13 protein-coding genes are annotated in these 17,717 nt (G+C 39.6%); 8 read left to right on the top strand and 5 right to left on the bottom strand.

Translation table 11 applies throughout. The annotated features are described in order from the left end of the window. Positions 1 to 55: 55 nt before the first annotated feature. The gene (gene tsaD / locus NMK36_RS13775; protein WP_072720593.1) at positions 56 to 1,099 is read right to left on the bottom strand and encodes a tRNA (adenosine(37)-N6)-threonylcarbamoyltransferase complex transferase subunit TsaD; all 1,044 of its coding nucleotides are present in this window, start codon (positions 1,097 to 1,099) and stop codon (positions 56 to 58) included. Positions 1,100 to 1,338: 239 nt separating this feature from the next. On the opposite strand from tsaD, the gene NMK36_RS13770 reads away from it, so the two are divergent. The 4 genes from NMK36_RS13770 (at position 1,339) to NMK36_RS13755 (ending at position 4,719) form a co-directional block, all read left to right on the top strand. After that, complete coding sequence (locus tag NMK36_RS13770; protein ID WP_072720592.1) at positions 1,339 to 1,830, top strand: Photosystem I reaction center subunit III; 492 nt, start codon at positions 1,339 to 1,341, stop codon at positions 1,828 to 1,830. Between the two features lie 179 nt (positions 1,831 to 2,009). Continuing rightward, the gene (gene psaJ, locus NMK36_RS13765; protein ID WP_072720591.1) at positions 2,010 to 2,138 is read left to right on the top strand and encodes a photosystem I reaction center subunit IX; all 129 of its coding nucleotides are present in this window, start codon (positions 2,010 to 2,012) and stop codon (positions 2,136 to 2,138) included. A 146-nt stretch (positions 2,139 to 2,284) separates the two neighbouring features. Further along, the gene (locus tag NMK36_RS13760) at positions 2,285 to 3,097 is read left to right on the top strand and encodes a carbon-nitrogen hydrolase family protein (RefSeq protein ID WP_072720590.1); all 813 of its coding nucleotides are present in this window, start codon (positions 2,285 to 2,287) and stop codon (positions 3,095 to 3,097) included. Positions 3,098 to 3,342: 245 nt separating this feature from the next. Next, positions 3,343 to 4,719: a cation:proton antiporter gene (locus NMK36_RS13755; protein ID WP_072721147.1), complete on the top strand. Its 1,377-nt coding sequence runs from the start codon at positions 3,343 to 3,345 to the stop codon at positions 4,717 to 4,719. Positions 4,720 to 4,749: 30 nt separating this feature from the next. On the opposite strand, the gene NMK36_RS13750 is transcribed toward NMK36_RS13755, so the two are convergent. From NMK36_RS13750 to recF, 3 genes are all read right to left on the bottom strand, one after another. Beyond that, a complete protein-coding gene (locus NMK36_RS13750; RefSeq protein WP_254173972.1) occupies positions 4,750 to 6,072 on the bottom strand; it encodes an ATP-binding response regulator in 1,323 nt (440 codons plus the stop codon). Then, the gene (locus NMK36_RS13745) at positions 6,069 to 11,156 is read right to left on the bottom strand and encodes a PAS domain S-box protein (RefSeq protein WP_254173971.1); all 5,088 of its coding nucleotides are present in this window, start codon (positions 11,154 to 11,156) and stop codon (positions 6,069 to 6,071) included. The genes NMK36_RS13750 and NMK36_RS13745 overlap by 4 nt, the downstream gene beginning before the upstream one ends. Positions 11,157 to 11,310: 154 nt before the next feature. Next, on the bottom strand, positions 11,311 to 12,468 hold the full coding sequence (gene recF, locus NMK36_RS13740; RefSeq protein WP_254173970.1) for a DNA replication/repair protein RecF: 1,158 nt from the start codon (positions 12,466 to 12,468) through the stop codon (positions 11,311 to 11,313). A gap of 195 nt (positions 12,469 to 12,663) precedes the next feature. On the opposite strand from recF, the gene NMK36_RS13735 reads away from it, so the two are divergent. From NMK36_RS13735 to NMK36_RS28790, 3 genes are all read left to right on the top strand, one after another. Then, positions 12,664 to 13,320: a HEAT repeat domain-containing protein gene (locus NMK36_RS13735; RefSeq protein WP_072720587.1), complete on the top strand. Its 657-nt coding sequence runs from the start codon at positions 12,664 to 12,666 to the stop codon at positions 13,318 to 13,320. A 192-nt stretch (positions 13,321 to 13,512) separates the two neighbouring features. Then, a complete protein-coding gene (locus tag NMK36_RS13730; RefSeq protein ID WP_367997185.1) occupies positions 13,513 to 15,135 on the top strand; it encodes an adenylate/guanylate cyclase domain-containing protein in 1,623 nt (540 codons plus the stop codon). Positions 15,136 to 15,512: 377 nt separating this feature from the next. Continuing rightward, positions 15,513 to 15,647, top strand: coding sequence for a hypothetical protein (locus NMK36_RS28790; RefSeq protein WP_302184660.1), 135 nt, complete (start codon positions 15,513 to 15,515; stop codon positions 15,645 to 15,647). A 201-nt stretch (positions 15,648 to 15,848) separates the two neighbouring features. Here NMK36_RS28790 and NMK36_RS13725 read toward each other — a convergent pair whose 3' ends face one another. After that, complete coding sequence (locus NMK36_RS13725; RefSeq protein WP_254173969.1) at positions 15,849 to 16,940, bottom strand: calcium/sodium antiporter; 1,092 nt, start codon at positions 16,938 to 16,940, stop codon at positions 15,849 to 15,851. A 191-nt stretch (positions 16,941 to 17,131) separates the two neighbouring features. On the opposite strand from NMK36_RS13725, the gene NMK36_RS13720 reads away from it, so the two are divergent. Next, complete coding sequence (locus NMK36_RS13720; protein ID WP_072720584.1) at positions 17,132 to 17,683, top strand: DUF1269 domain-containing protein; 552 nt, start codon at positions 17,132 to 17,134, stop codon at positions 17,681 to 17,683. Positions 17,684 to 17,717 lie beyond the last annotated feature (34 nt).

The following is a 17,717-nucleotide window of genomic DNA, read 5'->3' as shown; positions in this document are numbered from 1 at the left end:
AATTTATTCTCCCCTCGCCTTGCAGGAGAGGGGTTAGGGGATGGGTAAAACAAATTTATTGCTGATATAACTGCATAACTTCCTCTAACGACATTCGGGACTGTGCCCCTAATGTTAAGGGTGAAAGATGACCTTGATTAAGATGGTCTGAAGCCGCACAAGCAATCATCGCGGCGTTATCGGTACAATATTTTAAAGGGGGAAATAAAACCCGCAAATTGTGAAGTTTAGCCGCCTCTTGCAGATAGTTTCTTAACCCACTATTCGCCGCCACACCACCCCCAACTGCAATCGTATCTAATCCAAAATCTACCGCACAAGCGATCGCCCGTTTTGTTAAACTTTTAGCAACAGTCTCTTGAAAACTTGCTGCAATATCGGCAACGGGTAACGGTTGATTGTCCTGTTTTAACGCTTGCACTAACCTTAACACCGCCGTTTTTAATCCGCTAAAACTCGAATGATAGGGATGATAACCCCCATTGGGTAGAGAAATTTTGCCTTCGGGTAATGTAAAGGCTTTGGGGTTGCCTTGGCTGGCTAATTGATCAATAATAGGCCCGCCAGGATATCCTAAATTTAATAACCGGGCAACTTTATCAAAGGCTTCTCCGGCCGCATCATCTACAGTGTGTCCCAAGGTGTGATAAACGCCACAGTCTTTAACGTGAATTAAACTGGTATGACCTCCCGATACTAATAAACATAAAAAGGGCGGTTGGAGAGTGGTTTCGGTTAAATAGCTGGCGTAGATATGTCCTTCGAGGTGATGAATGCCCAGAAAAGGTTTATTCTGTACCAAGGCTAAAGTTTTAGCAGCCGTAATTCCGGTTAATAGAGCCCCTACCAGTCCAGGGGCACAGGTTGCTGCAACGCCATCAATCGCTGACCAGTCTAACCCTGCGGTTTCTAAGGCTTGGTCAAGAACAGAATTAACCATTTCTAAATGATGGCGAGAGGCGACTTCGGGTACAACTCCCCCATAAGGGTGATGAATGGCAATTTGAGATGCCACAACATTACTCAAAACTTTACGATTCTTTACAATTGCGACCCCGGTTTCGTCACAACTTGTTTCAATTGCTAAAACTGTTGCCATTGACTGATAAATTTTATGAAATGATTGGAGCTTCTATTGAGTAGCTTAATCATTACAGATCTTTTTGGGTACAGTGAACAACTGAACCTAATAGTCCCCATTCTTCTGCGTGGGTTTTGACCTCGCTACGAGGGATAACAAACGCTTTGTCCTCCCTACGTCAAGGGGATGTTTTTTACAACCCCCCTGGACTCAAAGGATAAAAAACGTATTGTTTTGTAACAAAAGGAAACACTTCTATGCGTCGATTGTTGGCTGCTATTCTAGCCCTGGGCTTGTGGATGAGCGTTGTTCCCGCAGCTTCAGCTTATAATCTCGTTCCTTGTTCTGAATCTTCGGTGTTTCAGCAACGGGCCAAAACTGCTCTCTCTTCTTCTGCTGACCCTGCACGAGTGAAAGCACGCTTTGAGCGTTATTCACAAGAACTGTGTGGTAAAGAAGACGGCTTACCCCATTTAATCGCTGATGGAAGCCTAGCTCATGCGGGAGACTTCGTAATTCCGAGCATTCTGTTCCTGTATATTGCAGGGTGGATTGGTTGGGTTGGTCGGGCGTATTTACAATATGCTAAAAAGAGCGACAGTCCCACAGAAAAAGAAATTATCATCGATGTTCCTGTGGCCCTGACCTATATGCTCAGTGGCTTCCTGTGGCCTTTAGCAGCGTTGAAAGAATTCACTACAGGTGAAATGTTCGCTAAAGATGACGAAATCACCGTTTCACCTCGCTAATTGCAGAATTCTCATCCAAAGATTGGGGAAAATTTAGGTTAACTTTATTACCTCAAAATTTTCTATCTAATCGATTCATAAACAAGATTTGTTTATGTACCAATACTCTTTGTGAATTCTGCTTTCTTTTAACTGATTAATTCTTTTTCACACGGTTGCAAACTTAGGAGAAAAAACTCATGCAGTATTTCCTGAAATATCTTTCAACAGCCCCTGTTTTAGCCGCCGCTTGGATGGCCGTTACTGCGGGAATTTTAATCGAATTTAATCGCTTTTTCCCCGATTTACTTTTCCACCCTATGCCGTAATTTAACCTTGAGTTAAATGGGGTTTTGGTTGTCGGTTGTCAGTTGTCGGTTGTGAGTTAAGGGTCAACTTTCAACCGTCAACCCTCAACCCTCAACCGTCAACCCTTAAGGATTAACTGTATTTAATTTTCGATATATATTGTTCAATGAAATCCTATCTTGCTGCGGCTATTCAAATGACCAGTACGCCTTGGTTAGATAAAAATCTAGCAGAGGCAGAAGAATTGATTGATTTAGCAGTTCGTCAGGGGGCGGAGTTAGTCAGCTTACCTGAGAATTTTCCCTTTATGGGTGAAGAAGCCGAGAAACTGGCTCAAGCTGAAATCATTGCCCAAAAAACTGAAAAATTTCTCAAAACGATTACCCAACGGTTTCAAATTACGCTTTTAGCTGGGGGTTTTCCCGTTCCCACCACCGATGGCAAAGTCTACAATACGGCGGTGTTGATGGGGTCTAATGGTCAGGAATTAGCGCGTTATCAGAAAGTTCATCTATTTGATGTTAATTTACCCGATGGCAATACTTATCGCGAATCTAATACGGTGATGGCCGGAAGTGTTTTACCTCCGGTTTATGATTCCCCAGAATTGGGAAATTTAGGATTATCGGTGTGTTATGATGTCCGATTTCCTGAACTTTATCGCCATTTATCCCAAAAGGGAGCAGAAATTTTATTTGTCCCGGCTGCTTTTACCGCTTATACCGGAAAGGATCACTGGGAAATTCTCCTCAAAGCCAGAGCGATCGAAAATACCTGTTATGTGATTGCACCTGCTCAAACTGGGTGTCATTATGGCCGTCGATATACTCATGGTCATGCCATGATTCTTGATCCTTGGGGGGCTGTCCTCGCTGATGGGGGAGATAAACCAGGGGTGGCGATCGCAGAAATTGATCCAGTCCGTCTTGAACAAGTCCGCCGCCAAATGCCCAGCCTCCAACATCGAGTCTTTAGTTAACAGTTATCAGCTATCAGTTATCAGTTATCAGTTATCAGTTATCAGTTATTAGACGGACTCGGACTCCACGATATCACTCCAGGTTTGGCGCGTCTGTACAGAAGTTAATAATTTCCCATCCATCCCCTCATCCCCTCATCCCCTCATCCCCTTGTCCCCCTGTGTCTGTTTCCGCTAAAGTAATTGGGGTGAGTTAGATGGAGTTAACTGTGGATCTAGTTACAGGGGTTTTCCCGTTGGGTTCTATGTTCTCAAGGTTTGAATTGGGATTTTTCCCAATTTTGGGAACGGCGACGGAAGCTGGCCATCCAGGGGAAGCAGAATCAACAATGGTATTACTGGGGGTTCTGCTGAGTTTAGTGGCGATTTTTGTAGCCAGTAAAGCAGGGGGAGAGTTTGCCAACTGGTTAGGGTTTCCTCCGGTTTTGGGAGAATTGCTGGGAGGGGTAATTATTGGGGTTTCTGCCCTGCATTTAGTGGTTTTTCCAGAAGGGGGAATTGATAGTTCTCGTTCACTGATTATTAGTATTCTGGAAACGACCGCCGGCTTAAGCCCCGATGCAGCAGAAGCAACGTTTAAATCTCAAAGTGAAGTTTTAGAGATTTTATCCGAACTCGGTGTGATTATTCTGTTGTTTGAAATTGGTTTAGAATCCAATATTGAACAACTGCTGGCTGTAGGAATTCAAGCTTTTATTGTGGCTTGTTTGGGGGTTGTTGTTCCCTTTGTTGCAGGAACGGTGGGATTAATTGCCATCTTCCATGTTCCCGTCATTCCGGCAGTATTTGCGGGTGCTGCGTTGACGGCTACCAGTATCGGAATTACCTCTAGGGTTCTATCAGAAATTGGTTGTTTGTCTACCCAAGAAGGTCAAATTATCTTGGGTGCGGCGGTGATTGATGATGTGTTAGGAATTTTGATTTTAGCGGTTGTTGCCAGTTTGGCAAAAACAGGCGAAATTGATATTGCTAATATCATTTATTTGATTATTAGTGCTAGTGTTTTTATTATCGGTGCGATTGTTTTAGGCAAGTTTTTTAATGGAACTTTTGTTGCTCTTGCCTCACAATTTAAAACACGAGGTCGGGTTGTGGTTCCTGCCTTAATTTTAGCGTTTCTTTTAGCCTATATTGGGGGTGCAATTCACTTAGAAGCCATTCTAGGGGCATTTGCCGCCGGGTTAGTGTTAGATGAAACTGAACCAGGTAAGGAGTTAGAAGAGCTAATTAAACCGATTGCCGATGTAATTGTTCCGGTATTTTTTGTAGCGGTTGGGGCAAAAACGGATTTAAGTGTTTTAAACCCGGCTGTTCCTGAAAATCGGGAAGGATTAATTATTGCTGTGTTTTTAATTGTGGTGGCAATTGTTGGCAAAATCTCAGCAGGTTGGGGGGTATTTGGTTTGGATAAACCCAATCGTTTAGGAATTGGCGTTGGGATGATTCCACGAGGAGAAGTGGGATTAGTCTTCGCCGCCGTTGGTTCTGCCAGTGGTGCCTTATCTCCCGCTTTGGATGTGGCGATTATTTTGATGGTTATCCTCACTACATTTTTAGCGCCTCCGTTACTGCGAATTGTGTTTAAAACTGAAACTCCATCTCCGTCTACGGAAACAACTTAAGGGAGTTTGTTAAGGGTTGACGGTTGAGCGTCAACTCTTAACCTCTGAAACAGGTAAAGAAAGGGTAACGATTGTTCCTTGGTTGAGAATGCTTTCCAGAGTTATTGTTCCTTGATGGAGTTTTACAAGGCGTTTAACAACAGTTAATCCTAATCCAGCACCGGGAGTTCCTGAGATAGAATCCGCATTACTGCCACGATAAAAGGCATCAAATACTTGGTCTAGTTCAGATTCAGGAATGCCAATTCCCCGATCTCGAATTTTAAAGATAACTTCAGTGGGTTGATAAATCAGTTCCAGATTAATTGTCCCTCCCTCTGGAGAATAACGAATTGCATTGGTTAGTAAATTAATTAAAATTTGTTTAAGAAAATTGGGATCAGCTTTAAAGATTTCAGGATGATTCCCTTTAATAGATAATTTTATGGGATGGGATTGGTTTTCGAGAGATTTCCAATCTTCTAGGATCTGTTGAGTAAATAAATCTAAATTTAAAATTTGGGGTTCAAAATTAATTAAATTAGATTCGGCTTGTGCCAATACAATTGCACTATTCAAAATCTGTTCAATGCGTTTAACGCTTTCATTGACTCGGTTTAAATGTCGGTCTAAATTTTGAGTTTGTTGTTTTTCAATTTTATATTTAATTAACTCATTAGAAGTCATAATCACCGTTAAAGGAGTCCGAAATTCATGAGAAATCGTCGTAATTAATTGAGATTTCATTTCGCTTAAAGATTGTTCTTTTTTTAAAGAAATTTCTAATTTCTTTTGTAAACTAATTAACTCTTGATTTCTCAGTCTCAGTTCTTGAGTACGTTGTTCAACTTTAGTTTCTAACTCTTGATTTAAGTTTTGGAGTTCAGTTTGGGCGGTAATGCGATCGCTAATTTCCTGTTCGAGTTGTTGATTTTTTTGCTCTAACTGTTCTTTTTGTAATTGCAGTTCTTTTTGCAATCGACTGACTTTAAGTTGGGTGGCAACCCGAACCACAACTTCTTGAACATCAAAGGGTTTCGTAATATAATCTAATCCTCCCACTTCAAACCCCATGAGTTTACTTTCAATATCATCTCTGGCCGTAATAAAAATAATCGGAATATCCCGCGTGCGTTCATCTGCCTTGAGAAAACGACAAGCTTCATACCCGTCTAACTCTGGCATCATCACATCTAATAAAATTAAATCAGGGGGCATCAATTGGGCAGAATTTAAGGCAAATTGCCCATTAGTTGCTTTGCGAACTCGATAACCTTGCTGTAATAAAACTTGAGATAAAACCCGCAAGTTATCAGGCACATCATCAACAATTAAAATATTGGCTAAAGACGGGGTAGCTGAGTTAGATTTCATGAGAGCGCGAGTGTAACCCAATGGAGAATTAATTCAAACTCAAAGTTATTGATTAATTCCGTAAGTGTGTTAATTAAAAACGGTTGAGAATTAGGAATTTGTGTTAGCAAACTGAGAAGCTTTTCAGAATCCCCAATTTGAGTCTCGATAGCAAGCTGATTCAGTAATTCTGGAGGAAGAGTGGTTAAAGCTTCGACAATGACTGCATCCTGGATTTGATGATGTTCAGCTTGGTTTGGCTTCAACTCTTCAACTGTGTACTTTACGCCTAAATGTTTCTTTAGCATCTCCCAAATAGTAGTTTCGGTTAAAGGTTTACCAACGAAATCATCGCAACCTGCATCAATTACTTGTTGGCGTTCCTCTTCAAATACACTAGCAGAAACCGCAATAATTTTGGGAAACGGCTCAAAATCAGGGGGGGTCGATAACAAAATTTGAGCTTTTTTGGCTCTAATTTCTTGAGTAGCCTGATAGCCATTCATACCCGACATTCGCATATCCATCCATATTAGATGGGGGCTGTAGGATTCTACCAGAATCAAAGCCATTTCCCCATTTTCCGCTTCTTCAACATCAAACCCCACGGAACGTAATAATTTCGCTAACCAGTGACGGTTGGCTTCTAAATCATCAACCACTAAAATTCGGTATTCAGGTTGATCGGGTGCGAGTCCAATCACTTGATATTGGGTTTGTGATAACGCCAGGGTTGTAGCGTCAATTTCAGGAAGCTGAATTGTGAATTGAAAGCAAGTTCCTATTCCAACTTGACTCCTGACGGTGATTTTACCACCCAAAAGCTCTACAAATCGACGACTAATCGGCAGTCCCAGCCCGGTTCCTTGTTGAGATTGTCGTCCAGTTGTGGTTTGTACAAAAGCATCAAACATGGTATCTAATTCTTCTAATGCAATCCCATCCCCGGTGTCTTGTACTTCAAACCCAAGTGTGTATTCAGAAGAATTAGAGCAGTTAACAGTCAGGTCTAAAGGCTTAATTCGCAGGGTGACAGAACCCCGATAAGTAAATTTTATCGCATTATCTAATAAGTTGATCAGAACTTGTCGCAATTTGCGTTCATCGGTTTGTATATATCGAGGTAACTGGGGAGATTTCTCAATGATCAGTTGTATTCCTTTAGAGCTAGAGCGCAGTTCAAAGGTATTTCTTAAATCTGCTAATAATTGATATAAATCAAATGATGTTATATCGAGGGTAACGTGATTAGCTTCAATTTTAGAAATGGATAAAATATCATTAATTAACTGTAATAAATAAGCTCCATTCCGGTTAATAATTTGTAATTTCTCTCGATGATGGGATGCTAAGGTAGAATCTCGCACCATCAGTTGCGTAAACCCTAAAATAGCATTTAAAGGGGTACGAAGTTCATGACTCATATTGGTTAAAAAGTTACTTTTAGCCCGATTAGCGGCTTCCGCTTGTTCTTTAGCTTTTTGAAGCTCGATTTTGGTTTGTTTTTGTTGGGTCATATCTAACACAAAAGCAACACATTGATTTTGTTCTTCTAATAAAGTTGCTCCTAAAATAATGGGAATTCGAGTTCCATCTTTATGTAAATATTCTTTTTCATCGGGGGGTAAAACCTTCTCAGTTAAAATTTTCTGAACCCTTTCTTGATCAGCGGCTTTACCTTCAGGGGGGGTAAGAGTATCCCAGCGTAATTGTCCCTTTTCTAACTCCTCTCGGCTATAGCCAATTATCCGTAAAAAGGCATCATTGGCTTCTAAAATTCTGCCTTCAAAATCAGCAAAAAGAATCCCCACAATATTAGCTTCAATTAAATGTCGCCATTTGGCTTCACTTTGGCGTAGGGCTAATTCTCCTAATTTTTGTTCGGTAATATCTGTTACGGAACCTGCCATACTCACTGGGTTTCCCTGTGCATCTCTGAGGGCTTCTCCCCTAGCTCGTACCCAAATATAATCACCTAATTTGTGCAACAACCGATATTCAATAAAGTAAGGACTATGAAACCGCAGATGATTTTCAATGGCTTGAAATACCAGTTGACGATCATCAGGATGAATAAAATTTCTGAACCGGGTTAAAGTGGGTTGAAATTCATTCGGTTGATACCCCATAATTTCAAAAAGTCGAGGAGAATACCAAATTTGTTCTTGATGGATATCAAACCAATCCCAAATTCCATCATTTGATCCCTTAATGGCGCGTTCAAATCGTTGTTCACTTTCTTTTAAAGCTTGTTCTGCTTGTACTCGTTGAGTAATATCTTGAAATTGAGCGACAAAATAAAGGGGATGATTCTGACGATCTTGAACAAAACCAATACTGAGTAATCCTGAAACTAAATTTCCCTTTTTATGAATTAATCGTTTTTCTAACGTATAGGTTTTAATTTTACCTTCTAATATTTGTTTAACATAACTTAAATCTCTTTTTAAATCATCAGGATAAGTAATATCATGAAACGTTAAATTTAAAAGTTCTGCCTCAGAATAGCCTAAAATTTGACAAATTGCATCGTTAACTTGTAAAAATCTACAGTTTGTTGAAATAATAAACATTCCAATTGCGGTATTGGTAAATGCACTTCTAAACCGTTCTTCACTTTGACGTAAAGCTTCTTCCGCTTGCTGACGAGCGGTGATATCCTGAATAAAGGATAAAGTAGAGGTTAAATTTCCGTGTTGATCAAAAATACCTGACGAAAACCATTCACACGTTAGAATTTCTCCGGTTTTCGTATAATTGCGGTTTTGCATTTTTAAGGTACTGGTTTGACCGGATATCATTTTCTGAATTTCCTGATAAACGTTTTCTTGATCTTCTTCATGGATCATGGAAAAATCATCATTCGATAAACCGACAACTTCATCTGCTTTCCAGCCAAATATATCTTCAGCTTGTTTTGACCAGCGTTTAATTTTACCTTGAGCATCCCATTCTATAATCGCTAAGGGTGAGTTTTCAAAATGTTCTTGAATTTGTTGTAATGCAGATTGTAGCGATCGCTCCGTTTTTTTAATATAAGTGGTATCTATTGTGGTTCCAACAATCCGATAAATTTTAGATTGTAAATCTTTTAAGGGTGTAAGGCTTGTATACCAAAACCTTTCTACATCCTTTAAAACCACGACTTCTTCATAACAAATAGACGTTCCTGCATCAATACAGTCTTGATAATGTTGAACGATCTTTTCCCAGAAAGGTAACTTTAATTCTTGAGGGGTTTTTCCTAACAATAATTTACGCGACAAACCTGTTATTCTCTCATGGGCGGAATTAGTTCCTACATAGTAAAACTCTCCATTGTCTCCAACTTCTACCACAAAAATAGGTTCCTCCACTCCCTCATAAATACTTCGTAATAATTGTTCTTGATTTTTTAAGGTAATTTCCACTTGTCTGCGGTCTGTAACATCTCTGAGGGTTCCTAATAAGCGAATGACCTCTTTGTGTTGTTGATCAAAAATCGGTTCTCCCTGGATTTCTACATAGCCAATTGAACCATCACAACGGACAATTCGTAATTCTGCTGCGAAGGGTTTTTTCGCCCATAAAGGTTTAAGAATTTCATGACGATAGATGGAGTGATCGTCAGGATAAATATACTGTAATATTTCTTCTCCTTGAGGGGGGTTAACGATAGGATCAAGACCATAAAGTTGATAAATTTCTGGACTCCAAATTGTGGTTTGAGTTTGACAATAAAATTCCCAAATACTCAGTTTTGAAATTTGTTGAGCTTGGCGCAATTTTGCTTCGGTTTTTTTGTGTTTAAGAATTTCTATTTTAAGTTGAAGTAAAGTATTTTGTAATTGAGTATTCATTCCTTTAAAAGATTGAACTAATTCCCCAATTTCATCACTTCTTTCAAAATCTCTGAGGTGTTGAATTTCACCTTCTGCAATCCGTTTAGTCGCTTGATTAACTGCTAAAATGGGTTTAATAATCCAACGACTGGTCAAGCTCCCCACACCAATCGCCAATATAAAAATACCAGTACACAGAAAAAAGGTTTGTTTAAACTGAGCATAAACTTCAGCCATGAAATCGCTTCGAGGAATCACAATAATGGTCAGTAAATCTAAACCATATTGATCGTTTAAGGGAACAACTTGTAAATAATAATGGTTTGATAAACTTCCCCAAGTTGTCGATGGAATGGGAAAATCAAGATTTTGTACAGTTTGAAGTTTTTGTAAATCCCCATAATTTTTAATTAAAAACTTTCCGATATTATTTAAGAGCGAATCTTGGCTGGTGAACAGATTAATTAGTTTTAAATTTTGAGATTTGTGTTGATCAACTTTACCTTGAGAATCTGCTACTAAATTTCCCTGTCTATCAATCAGAATGATTTGTCCCCCATCTCCAACTTGAATCTGGCTCAGAAAATTACTGAGATCAGAAGAGACAATTCCAGCGGACAAGACCCCCAACAATTTCCCTGTTTTGGGTTCATAAATTGGCGTATTGAGATTTAATCCCCAATCTTCTTGATTTCCTAATACAAAAAAGGAACCCCAGCGTGTTTTTTGACTTTTTACGGCATCTTGATACCAAGGACGCAGGGTAACACTGGGTTTCCAAAAGGTTCTTAAAAGTTTAATCGGTTTTCCCGTTTGATCAATCGCATAATCATAAATTAGGGATGAATCTTGGGGACTAGAACGCCAGAGTCGCAGTCCATTAAAATGACTAACGGCTACAAACTGATGCTGTTCATTTCCCACTAATATTGTACTAATCAACTTAAAATTATGTAAATTTAAAAATAGCTGTCTTTCTAACAGATTCAGATTGTTTAAATCTAAGTTTTCAGATTTCCAATAATCGAGTGTCAAATTTGTAATTGTTTCTGTATCTTCTGTTAGGTGTTCAATATGAGCTTTCACACGCTGAGTTATCTCATCCATGAGTTCGCTACTCATTTTCTCAATGGCACGTTGTCCACTTAAAAAGGAGAGATAACCAATAATAGATACCGTTGCTGTAATCTGGATAACAAAGGGAATAATCAAGACAAACCGTAAGGGAATTTTTTTCCAGGTTTGACTGATCCATAGAGAACGGAAGAACTGGGAGAAATCCATGATGGAATTGTTTGATTAGCTCAAACGTAAAAACCAAGGTTGTACTTGTTTCTTTGGGGGAACCCTCAGAAAGCATTGAACCTGATTCCTGGAGTTACCACAATATAGCCGATCCTAATTTGATTATACGTTGAATTTAAAATTTGGCTAGGGTTTAGCTACAGGAGTTTAGCGGGTGAATTTGTCCAGCTTTAACGCTTAAAATTTGAGTGTTCTTTAACCATTGAGTATCAAAAGACCCTAAATGGGTGGTTGTAATTAATGTTTGAAAGCGATCTTGAATGGCCTCTAACAGTTGATTTTGTCGATGTAGATCTAACTCAGCTAAGACATCATCTAATAATAGTAAGGGAGGTTCCCCCACCACCGCTTCAATCAGTTGTAATTCCGCTAATTTTAACGCTAAAACTAACGTGCGTTGTTGACCCGATGAAGCATAATTGCGGGCTAGAGTTTGATTAATGGTAAAGATCACATCATCTCGATGGGGGCCAACTAAAGAAATACCTTGTTGTTTTTCTGCGATTAATCGAGTTGCGAGTTTCTCAAAAAAAGCCTGTTGAATTTTTTCCGGGGGTGTAGTTGATAAACTTTGATTGGGTAACTCTAAATTAACATTCGGTTGATAAATAATCTCTAATAACTCCGTACTGCCACTAATCGATTGATGCCAAGCTTTAGCTAAAGGAACTAAACGTTCTAAAACCCGATTCCGCCGTCGTAAAACCCGGGTTCCGGCGATCGCTAATTGCACATCCCAAAGCTTTAATTCTTCTGGTTGAAAATCGGAAACTTCCCCATTCTGTTTAATTTGTTTCAGGAGGGCATTGCGTTGACGTAGGACTTGATTATATTGTTGTAAAATATAAGCATAAATAGGTTCTAACTGTACCAATAACCGATCTAACCAACTGCGTCGATGTTCAGGGCCACCTCGAACTAATTCTAAATCTAAACTAGAAAACTGAACGACATTTAATACACTCAAAAAATCCAAGTGACGACGCAAAGATTGACCATTGAGAGCAACCGTTCGTCCCCCTTGGGAACGCAGGGTAATGGCTAAATCCAAGGTTCCCACGTCCCGTTCCACCGTAGCACTGACTTGTCCAGTAGGTTCAGGATCAAAAATCAAATCCCGATCTCGACTTACCCGATGACTTTTGAGAGTTGAAAGCAATTCCACCGCTTCTAATAAATTCGATTTTCCTTGAGCATTATTTCCTAATAAAATCGTTTTGGGGGCTTCAAATAAAACGTTTTGATCAACATAGTTGCGGAACTGTCGTAGATGTAATACTTTTAAATACATATCAATAAAATCCAGAATTGACACAGAGGTCAGTATATATACGCATTCACTCCTCTTTCTGGAGATAGTTTTGCGGAATTAAAATTTTGCAGTAAAGTAAATAAGTCTATCGATCATCATTAATAAATCAAACCCCATTAAGACCCTTTTGTTGCAAACACAGATTTTAAATTTTAACGCTTCTGGAGGATTCTGATGCAGATCCAGCAAATCCAAACCTACCTGAATAGCCATGATTTTCAGGAGCGACTCCGGGGACTAACTGAGCTAAACGATCATGAGAGTCAAGTAGCGATTCCTCTATTAATCAGTAAACTCAGTGATCCTGAATTTATTATCCGGTCTTTTGTGGCGATGGGACTGGGACGTCAACAATCCCCCGAATCATTTCAAGCGTTGGTGGAACTCCTCGATCACGATCCCGATCCCAATGTTCGCGCTGAAGCGGCTAACTCCCTCTCCCAATATGGGGAAATGGCCATCCCTTACCTCGTGCGCTGTTTTGGTCAAGATTGTAACTGGCTCGTGCGACGTAGTATTTTAGAACCGTTGATCAGCCGTCGTCACCCCCAAGCGTTGTATGACATCTGTATTTGTGCGTTGAGTGCCCCAGAACAAGTCGCTCAAGAAGCCGCCATTGAAGGATTAGCCGGATTAGCCGGAACAGAGAAACAAACAGAAGCCTTAGAACAGCTTTTAGAATTAGTCGGAACTCCAGTTTGGCGAATTCGCACTCGTGTGGCTTTAGCCTTGAGAAAATTTAATCATCCCCAAGCCCAGGCTGCATTACACTATCTAAAAAAAGATGAAGATCATCGCGTCGTCGGGGCTGCTTTAGAAGGGGCAATCTAAAATTAGAATAAATCGGGTAATTGGAGTTAAATTGTAAACAGACAGTAATGCCAACCGCAGGAATCAACGGTTTATGACTGGGCTGTTCATTTTTGACCTTCTAATAAATGCCTTTAACATCACACAGAGATTTCATTGATTCGCACAATCCCGTCCATGTAACGCTTTTATAGGAATTAGGTTAAGAGGAAAGTGCCGTATATCATTTACAACCCCGATACGACCAGCGCCATGACGTTTAACTTACAGTTCGGTGAGAATACCATCGGACGGGGACGGGATAACACGATTTGTTTGGCAGATGTTAGTTTGTCTCGTCGTCATGCTTGCATTGATGTCCGTGAAGATAAAATCACGATTACCGATATGCAGAGTAGCAATCATACCTTTGTTAATGAGGTGATGATTGAACACTCAAATCTCAAGTCTGGGGATTTAATTCGTTGTGGTCGTGTGGTATTTAAGTTTATGAATGTTTCCCTCACACCCGCCTTAAAAGCCCATGCAGAGAATTCTCAAACCTCAGTGATTCAAGAATTTGCGACCGATGCGAGTTATACGATTATTCAAGATTTATTAGAACCCGCCCCAGCCGGAAGTTCAGTTTTAAATATTCGCCAACAAGATGTCCATTTACGAGTTGTTGATAAGTTAAAAATTTTATTAGAAGTCAGCAAAGAGTTATCTTCTCCCCATGAACTCAATAAACTGCTGGATAAAATTTTAGATCTGTTATTTCAGATTATGAATGTTGATCGGGCTGCAATTTTGCTCGTTAATCCCAAAACGAATAATTTAGAACGAAAAGCGGTTAAATTTCGGGAAGAACCCTTAGCGGATGAACATTTTTATAGTAAAAAAATTACCAATACCGTTCGCGAAACAGGGAAGGCATTGTTAATAGCCGATGCCCAATCGGATGAACGCTTTGAGGGTTCTGAGTCGATTTTGTGTCAAGCGATTCATGCGTCCATGTGTGCGCCCTTACAACTTCGAGAAAGTGTGATTGGGGTGTTGTATGTCGATAATTTATCTTTAACAGATATTTATTCTCCCGAAGATGTAGAGTTTTTAACGGCTTTAGCCAATCAATCGGCGATCGCTATTGATAACGCTGAATTATATAAAAAAATGCAGGAAGAGGCGGTCATTCGTAATAAACTTGAACGATTTTTTCCTCCGGCGGTGAGTCGAAAACTTCGAGAAGAAGGAAAATTAGGGATTGTAGAAAGTGAAGTCACCGCTTTATTTTCTGATATTACTCGCTTTACTGAAATGTCGTCTCGAATGCAGCCTCGACAAGTCATTTCTATGTTAAATGAATATTTTAAAATTATGGTGGAGGAAATTGTTTTTCCCTTTGAAGGAACCTTAGAAAAATATATTGGAGATGCCTTAGTTGCGGTTTGGGGAGCACCTTATTCCCGTCATGATGATGTTGATCGAGCGGTGCGGGCGGCGATTGAAATGCAATGGTCTGTTTATCGGATGAATGAGCAATGGAAACAACGTTATGGTGAACCCATTTATATTCATATTGGACTTAATACCGGACAGGTGGCGGCGGGAAATATTGGCTCTTCTAAACTGATTCAATATACCCATATTGGAGATACCATGAATGTAGCTAGTCGGATTTGTTCCGCCGCTCAAAAAAACGAAATTTTAATTTCTCAATCCACATTTGATCAACTCAAAGATCGCAGTATTCCCTTAGAAAAAATTCCCCCCGTTATTGTTAAAGGCAAAGCTGAACCGTTACAACTGTATCGGATTCACTGGCAAGAAGTTCAATCAACGGTTTTATCGTTTTAAATGGAATCATAGATTGGTGATCAGTTTGACATCCGTTTGCACCCTAATTGACTCATAACAACTCAAAAAAAATAAGCCACCCTGAACAAATTCCTAGTTTTATAGCGCTACTTGAAGAGGGAACAGGGAACAGGGAACAGGGAACAGGGAAAAGTAAGAATTGAAAGGGTTTCAGGATTTGGAAATGTCCTAACTGTAATGCGTAGCGCTATAATATTAACTTATTTTTTGCTGCTAATAATACTCGTTTACCCAGTAGTAGTTTTACGATCTATTCTGCCGGACTTGGACAGGCTAATAGTTTAAGTTCTAATGTTACCGATATAAGCCAAGTTCCCACAGCAAATTATCATAGTTTGTGGTTTGGTCTTTCTCCAGTGATTAAACGTAATTTTGAAGATAGTGAAATTTTTTATCAGCCCACTGGCCCTCAATTTACCCTCGCCAATGGCGGTGGAGAAGCCCAGGGCTGTTTCATTTTCCAGGAAAAACTGTATGACCTCTCCCCCTAACCCCCTCTCCTGCAAGGAGAGGGGGGACTAATTATTACTATTAAATATCAAAAATTATTAATTACTCCCCCTTCCCTAATAGGGAAGGGGGTTGGGGGGTTAGGTCACAGAGGTTTATGGAAGAGAATGAAACAGCCCTGGTCTCTACACCAGGGGGAATTTTTAGCAAACATTAAGGGATGGAATATAACTATTTTTAGATTAAGAATTTAACCGTTTTCGTTTCGCTTGATAGGTACGGACAGTAGTAACAATTAAGGTTAAGATTGTAATCGGAATGACAAAACTGATCATCACAAAATTAAACCAAGGAAGTTGAGAATGTTGAGAAGAGTCGAGGATTAAATAGGAACTATAAGCAACATAATAAGCGAGAAACAGTATTCCTTCCCAACGAGCAATAGATTTCCCACTATAAAAAATTGGAAAACAGGAAATCGCCACCGCAATCATTACCGGAATATCAAAATTTAAAGCAGCCGTTGCAACTGGAATTCCATCTGGGGAAATAGCGGAAGATAGTCCTAAAACAGCCAAGATATTAAAAATATTACTTCCGACTACATTACCAACCGCAATATCGCGTTCTCCCTTAATACTGGCTACCACAGAACTCGCTAATTCCGGGAGGGAAGTTCCGGCTGCGACAATGGTTAATCCGATGACTAAATCACTCACTCCCAGGGCTTTAGCAATAGTAATTGAGCTTTCAACTAACCAATTAGACCCTTGAATCAGTAACACTAACCCCAGGGCAATTAAGGCAATATTAATCAGCCAATTTTTGGGGCTGTTTTCAATGGAAGTATGAGAGGAATTCTCCGCAGATTCCTCATCTTTTTGTTTCTTGGCTTCGTAAATTAAAAACAAAGTATAGACAATTGCCCCAATAAATAAAATCGTTCCATCGACCGGACTAATAATGCCATCACTGCCAAATATTAAGGTTAAAATAGACACCCCAATCATAATCGGAACATCTAAACGAATCAATTGACTCGCGACCATTAAAGGGGCAATTAAAGCCGAAATTCCTAAAATAATTAAGATATTAAAAATATTACTTCCAACTACATTTCCTAATGCAACATTCGCTTGACCTGCAAAACTCGATTGAATACTGACCGCCATTTCAGGTGAACTGGTTCCATAAGCAACAATGGTAAGTCCCACCAGTAAGGAGGGAATTCTTAACATTGCAGCAATGTTTGAAGCGCCCCGAACTAAGAGTTCTGCACCCACAACCAGCAAGACTAAACCCCCTATCAGCAACAAAATCACGCTCAAGCTCATATCATAAAAATCCTTAACGGTTGGTTAAGATTACGCTTGTTTATTGGCTTTGAAAGCTCAAAATCCCTTTCGTTACTGTATCATGACTTGAATTGATGATGTTGATTGTAGATGTGCTAAAGTAAAGAAGATTAAAATTGTGATCAAAATTGACCCAATTTTTTTTAACAGTTCATCAGGATAAATATACCATGACTTATTCCGAAGAGTTAACCAATTTAGTTGTTGTTGCTTACCCAGAGCAAGAAAAGGCGAAAGAAGTTTTAAAACAACTTAAAGCACTGCAAGAACAAGGGATTATTTCAGTTGTCAATGCTGCGGTGATGGTCAAAAATGAAAAAGGCAAAGTTTCTATTAGTGAAACGGGAGATACGGATGCTAAAGGGGGAGCAATTATTGGTGGAATTACAGCCGGATTAATTGCTTTATTTAACCCCATTGGAGCATTAGGAGTCATTGCTTTAACCGCAGGTGGGGCAGGAGTTGGTGCTTTAATTACTCATTTTATGGATTTAGGATTTCCTCAAGAAGATCTCAAAGAATTGTCGGAATCTTTAACCCCTGGAAGTTCGGCTTTAATTGCGTTAGTTGAACATACTTGGGTTGATCAATTAACGGAAGCGTTAGAACAATATGCAGGAAGATTGTATAAGCGTTCGATTAAAGCAGATATTGCTTCTCAATTAGAAGTAACAGCAAAAACCGTTAATTCTGAAGTGGAATCAACTCCCCCAGAATCTTAATTAATTTAGAGTATAGACACGCCATGTAGAGACG

Source organism: Planktothrix pseudagardhii (assembly GCF_904830925.1).
Taxonomy (GTDB): Bacteria; Cyanobacteriota; Cyanobacteriia; order Cyanobacteriales; family Microcoleaceae; genus Planktothrix; species Planktothrix tepida.
This window is presented reverse-complemented; position numbering and strand designations above follow the sequence as displayed.

Bases quoted from the DNA above. Each gene is read 5' to 3' on its own strand.
- NMK36_RS13720 (WP_072720584.1), top strand. From the start codon at position 17,132: ATGACTTATTCCGAAGAGTTAACCAATTTAGTTGTTGTTGCTTACCCA.
- NMK36_RS13745 (WP_254173971.1), bottom strand. From the start codon at position 11,156: ATGGATTTCTCCCAGTTCTTCCGTTCTCTATGGATCAGTCAAACCTGG.
- NMK36_RS13770 (WP_072720592.1), top strand. From the start codon at position 1,339: ATGCGTCGATTGTTGGCTGCTATTCTAGCCCTGGGCTTGTGGATGAGC.
- psaJ (WP_072720591.1), top strand. From the start codon at position 2,010: ATGCAGTATTTCCTGAAATATCTTTCAACAGCCCCTGTTTTAGCCGCC.
- NMK36_RS13735 (WP_072720587.1), top strand. From the start codon at position 12,664: ATGCAGATCCAGCAAATCCAAACCTACCTGAATAGCCATGATTTTCAG.
- NMK36_RS13725 (WP_254173969.1), bottom strand. From the start codon at position 16,940: ATGAGCTTGAGCGTGATTTTGTTGCTGATAGGGGGTTTAGTCTTGCTG.
- NMK36_RS13760 (WP_072720590.1), top strand. From the start codon at position 2,285: ATGAAATCCTATCTTGCTGCGGCTATTCAAATGACCAGTACGCCTTGG.
- recF (WP_254173970.1), bottom strand. From the start codon at position 12,468: ATGTATTTAAAAGTATTACATCTACGACAGTTCCGCAACTATGTTGAT.
- NMK36_RS13750 (WP_254173972.1), bottom strand. From the start codon at position 6,072: ATGAAATCTAACTCAGCTACCCCGTCTTTAGCCAATATTTTAATTGTT.
- NMK36_RS13755 (WP_072721147.1), top strand. From the start codon at position 3,343: ATGTTCTCAAGGTTTGAATTGGGATTTTTCCCAATTTTGGGAACGGCG.
- tsaD (WP_072720593.1), bottom strand. From the start codon at position 1,099: ATGGCAACAGTTTTAGCAATTGAAACAAGTTGTGACGAAACCGGGGTC.